The following is a 3,680-nucleotide window of genomic DNA, read 5'->3' on the forward strand; positions in this document are numbered from 1 at the left end:
GAAATACTCCTACATAACCGGTCACTAAAAATATAGCAATACCAATGAGCTCATCTCTTTCCGTTAATAATGAAAGAAGGAGGAGCAGAATAAAGTCATTAACGTGATAGAGCCAAGTTTTCAAGCTTTTCCACCATCCCTTCATTATTAATGAGGAACGTAGGCTGAGATAGAAGAGGGAGCTCCTTTTTCTGCAAACCAATGTATATCATTGTAGATGAGCGTTCCCTTTTTCTCGTTACATAGTGAAGAAATCCTTGTTTCGGAAGTAGCGTACTATCATCTGAAATACGTGCTAATTCTTCTAACGCTTTGGCGTAATGTGTTTGTCCTTCGTTTAATGGTAAAAGCAAAGGGCCACCTTCTGCTAAAACGCTAATAAATAACTCAAACGGAATTTGATGCTTCGTTGCGAATTGACAAATGTACGTTGTAAATGAAATAAGGTCTTCTACATTTTCTTTCCAACCAAACCCACGATCAGCAGCTAAAGAAAGACAAATCGTCCAACTATAATTTTTTACAGGTTCATATTGCTTCGCTTGTAACGCCTGCATTTTAGCAGATGCTTTCCAATGAATAGAGCGGAAAGATTCACGTTCATATCGTTTAACACCGATAATGGATGTTTCATCATTGTAAAAAGAGAAATTCGTTCGATACGAACCTGTTAATAGTTGCTGAAGTTCTTGTAAACCGGCTACCTCTTTAGGAGAAGGGTACACAATAATTTCAGTCTTTAACTTATCGAAAACAGGTAAATGTACAGTTAAAAGATGAAAAGGATCTTTTAAAACACATTCGAACTGTTCAATTTGAAACACACCACGCTTCGTTGCGGTTAATGTTAAATCCCATTTTTGTGCTGAATGAGCAGGTTGTGAAAATGGGAAAGAAAATAACGTTTTCGATATTTGTTCAATCCCTTGATCTTTATGCGGTATAAGAGATGAATTTAAATGAAAATAACAAACGCCGTTAACGAGTGGTATATTTGCACCATTTTTTAAATGAATAAAAAACTGTCCAGATTCATCAGGGAAAAGCCGAGTTGTTTGTTTTTCATTTATAACTTGAAATCTTTTCTCTATGTAAGCGACATATTTATAAATGAAAATCGCAAATAAATAGTAGAAGAAAAAGAGAAACATAATAATTCGTTGCGGCAGAAAAAACGTAAATAGTATAGCGCCTGGCACAGTTAATTGAATAATATGGAGTTGGAAAAATAAAGGTACAGTTACAACGCGCTGTCCATTCATGCTTGTTCAATCTCCACAGGTACGTCAACTTCTTTTAAAATCCTTTGCGTGATTTCATTTTTTGTCGTGCGTAAGGCACCTTCCATCGATAAGACGATACGGTGATTCCAAACGGAAGGAACTAAAAATTGTATATCTTCAGGTGTGCAGTATTCTCTGCCGCGTAAAAAGGCTAGTGCTTGAACCGCACGTACTAAAGCTAATGTAGCACGCGGGCTTACACCGTTAGCAATGTAATCATGATTTCTTGTAGCGTGAGCAAGCTTAATAATGTAATGTTCTAATGGTTCTGATACGAAAATTTCTTTCACTTGTTTCTGTGCTTCTAAAATGTCTTCTAAAGAAATGACAGATGTGACGCTTTCTAACGGTGCATTGTTACGAAAACGGCGCATCATTTTTAATTCATCTTCAGGAGATGGATAACCAATTGAAATCGTCATTAAAAAACGATCCAGTTGTGCATCTGGAAGCGGGAAAGTTCCTTGTGATTCAATCGGGTTTTGCGTCGCAATAACAAAGAATGGTTTCGGAAGAGGAGTAGACTGCTTTTCAAGCGTTACTTGTCGTTCTTCCATCGCTTCTAACAAACTAGATTGTGTTCTCGGCATCGCGCGGTTAATTTCATCTGCGAGTAGTATATTTGTCATAACTGGTCCAAGTCTTAATTCGAATTCACTAGTTTTTGGATTGAAATATTCAATACCTGTTACATCACTCGGAAGTACATCAGGGGTAAATTGAACGCGAGAAAAATTACCACCAATGCTTTTAGAAATTGTTTTTGCTAGTAATGTTTTTCCAGTACCAGGTACGTCTTCAAGCAGTACATGTCCATCAGCAAGCAGTGAAACGAGGAGTAAATCAATTACATTTTCCTTACCGACAAAAACAGATCCTATGTTTTCTTTCAATTTAGTTATCATATGTATCATTCCTTTCAAAATAAAAGCGGATATTTCTATATTTTAACAAATTATTCAGAAAATTGATATGATTTTTTAATTCAAAGAAATGGATATTTAATTTTAATATTACACTTGCATATTTTGGAATATGATTATACAATATCGTTATACGATGTATCGCGAGTCGATATATCATGAAGCGATGTATCGGAGGTAGTTATAATGAATGCGAAAGCGCAAAAATACATTCCATTAACTGAGGCGACATATTACATATTGTTGTCACTTGTAAAGCCAATGCATGGTTATGGAATTATGCAAATGGTAGAAGAGATGACAAATGGGGAAGTAAAGCTCGGTCCTGGTACTTTATATGGGAATACTACGAAGTTATTAAAAGAGAAATTGATTGTTGAAGTTGCCTCTACAGACAGAAAGAAGTGCTACGAGTTAACACCATTTGGTAGAGAAGTGTTAGAGCTAGAGTATAACAGACTGCAGAGATCTGTAAGGAATGGAAACAGTATATTAGGGGAGTGAATGGAAGATGGAGACAAAGAAGATATTCAAACCTTTCGCGGTATGGAGCGTAGAAAAAGAAGAAGCTTTTTTACGGAATATGCACCAACAAGGCTGGGCATTACAAAAATATAATATAATGTATACATTTAAGAAAACTAAGCCGAAAGATGTAGTATATAAAGCGGATTTCAGATTGGATTATAAAGATTCAAAAGAAAAACAAAAAGAATATATTGATATATATGAAATGTGTGGGTGGAAACATGTAACGAGTTTTGCAAAATGGAATTATTTTTGTAAAGAGGTAGAAGATGATAATGAGTTACCTGACATTTACTCAGAAAAAGAGACGAAGGTACAAAAAATGAAGGAATTACTACAATTTTTTGCATTTATTTCAATAACTATATTACCCTCAATGTATAATGCATTTTTAAGTTCAACAGAATCAAGAGTGCCAATTTGGGCGAAAGTTATGCTGGGGTTTGTTGGTTGTATGTATATGTATCTCTTTATAAGGATCTCTTGGAAAATTAAGGAATTGAAAAACGAAATATTATAACAAAGAGTGGATTTTTAAAGAAGATGATATGATTATCGGAATCATCTTCTTTAATTTTTATGTAATTCTATTTTGTTCGTTCTTTTTTACACAATAAAAAACTATATATTTAAGACATAGAATTAACAGTTACAAAGGATAATCCCAGTAACAATACCTAAAAAAATCATAAATGAAGAAGAAACGATTAATAATAATGAACTACCGATTAATACTATTTTATTAGAGTTTTGATGTTTAAAGTGGTAATAAAGTAAAAAGCCGCAAACAGTAGAAATAATCCATATAGCTAGACCGTAAGGAGTCGAGATCTTCTTCCAATCGAAGATCCAAAAGTAAAAATGACTATGTGACAAGTTAATAGTAGAAATGTAGATGGAATCATTAACTTTTTATTTAAAATCATTTGTTTCACCTCTTTTATGT

General features: G+C 34.0%; 4 protein-coding genes and 2 pseudogenes. 2 read left to right on the forward strand and 4 right to left on the reverse strand.

Going from position 1 to position 3,680, the window contains the following annotated elements:
* The 3 genes and pseudogenes from AB3X49_RS19340 to AB3X49_RS19350 all read right to left on the reverse strand — a co-directional run.
* Nucleotides 1-124: pseudogene (locus tag AB3X49_RS19340) on the reverse strand (DUF4018 domain-containing protein); the annotation flags it as partial.
* Nucleotides 99-1,262 (reverse strand): DUF58 domain-containing protein, encoded by a 1,164-nt coding sequence (locus AB3X49_RS19345; RefSeq protein WP_002168123.1) that lies wholly within the window; start codon nucleotides 1,260-1,262, stop codon nucleotides 99-101. The pseudogene AB3X49_RS19340 and the gene AB3X49_RS19345, both read right to left, overlap by 26 nt.
* Nucleotides 1,259-2,188, reverse strand: a complete 930-nt coding sequence (locus AB3X49_RS19350; protein ID WP_003190194.1) for an AAA family ATPase — start codon at nucleotides 2,186-2,188, stop codon at nucleotides 1,259-1,261. The genes AB3X49_RS19345 and AB3X49_RS19350 overlap by 4 nt, the downstream gene beginning before the upstream one ends.
* 204 nt (nucleotides 2,189-2,392) lie before the next feature.
* On the opposite strand from AB3X49_RS19350, the gene AB3X49_RS19355 reads away from it, so the two are divergent.
* Both AB3X49_RS19355 and AB3X49_RS19360 read left to right on the forward strand, forming a co-directional pair.
* The gene (locus tag AB3X49_RS19355; protein WP_000991891.1) at nucleotides 2,393-2,710 is read left to right on the forward strand and encodes a PadR family transcriptional regulator; all 318 of its coding nucleotides are present in this window, start codon (nucleotides 2,393-2,395) and stop codon (nucleotides 2,708-2,710) included.
* 7 nt (nucleotides 2,711-2,717) lie between these two features.
* Nucleotides 2,718-3,254 (forward strand): DUF2812 domain-containing protein, encoded by a 537-nt coding sequence (locus AB3X49_RS19360; RefSeq protein ID WP_002127934.1) that lies wholly within the window; start codon nucleotides 2,718-2,720, stop codon nucleotides 3,252-3,254.
* Nucleotides 3,255-3,363: 109 nt separating this feature from the next.
* Here the strand turns inward: AB3X49_RS19360 and AB3X49_RS19365 are convergent.
* A pseudogene (locus AB3X49_RS19365) lies at nucleotides 3,364-3,660 on the reverse strand (hypothetical protein).
* Nucleotides 3,661-3,680: the final 20 nt, after the last annotated feature.

Origin of the sequence: Bacillus sp. C30 (genome assembly GCF_040838255.1) — a bacterium.
In the GTDB taxonomy this organism is placed as follows: domain Bacteria; phylum Bacillota; class Bacilli; order Bacillales; family Bacillaceae_G; genus Bacillus_A; species Bacillus_A mycoides.

Coding starts and splice junctions, on each gene's coding strand:
- AB3X49_RS19345 (WP_002168123.1), bottom strand. CDS start 1,262: ATGAATGGACAGCGCGTTGTAACTGTACCTTTATTTTTCCAACTCCAT.
- AB3X49_RS19350 (WP_003190194.1), bottom strand. CDS start 2,188: ATGATAACTAAATTGAAAGAAAACATAGGATCTGTTTTTGTCGGTAAG.
- AB3X49_RS19355 (WP_000991891.1), top strand. CDS start 2,393: ATGAATGCGAAAGCGCAAAAATACATTCCATTAACTGAGGCGACATAT.
- AB3X49_RS19360 (WP_002127934.1), top strand. CDS start 2,718: ATGGAGACAAAGAAGATATTCAAACCTTTCGCGGTATGGAGCGTAGAA.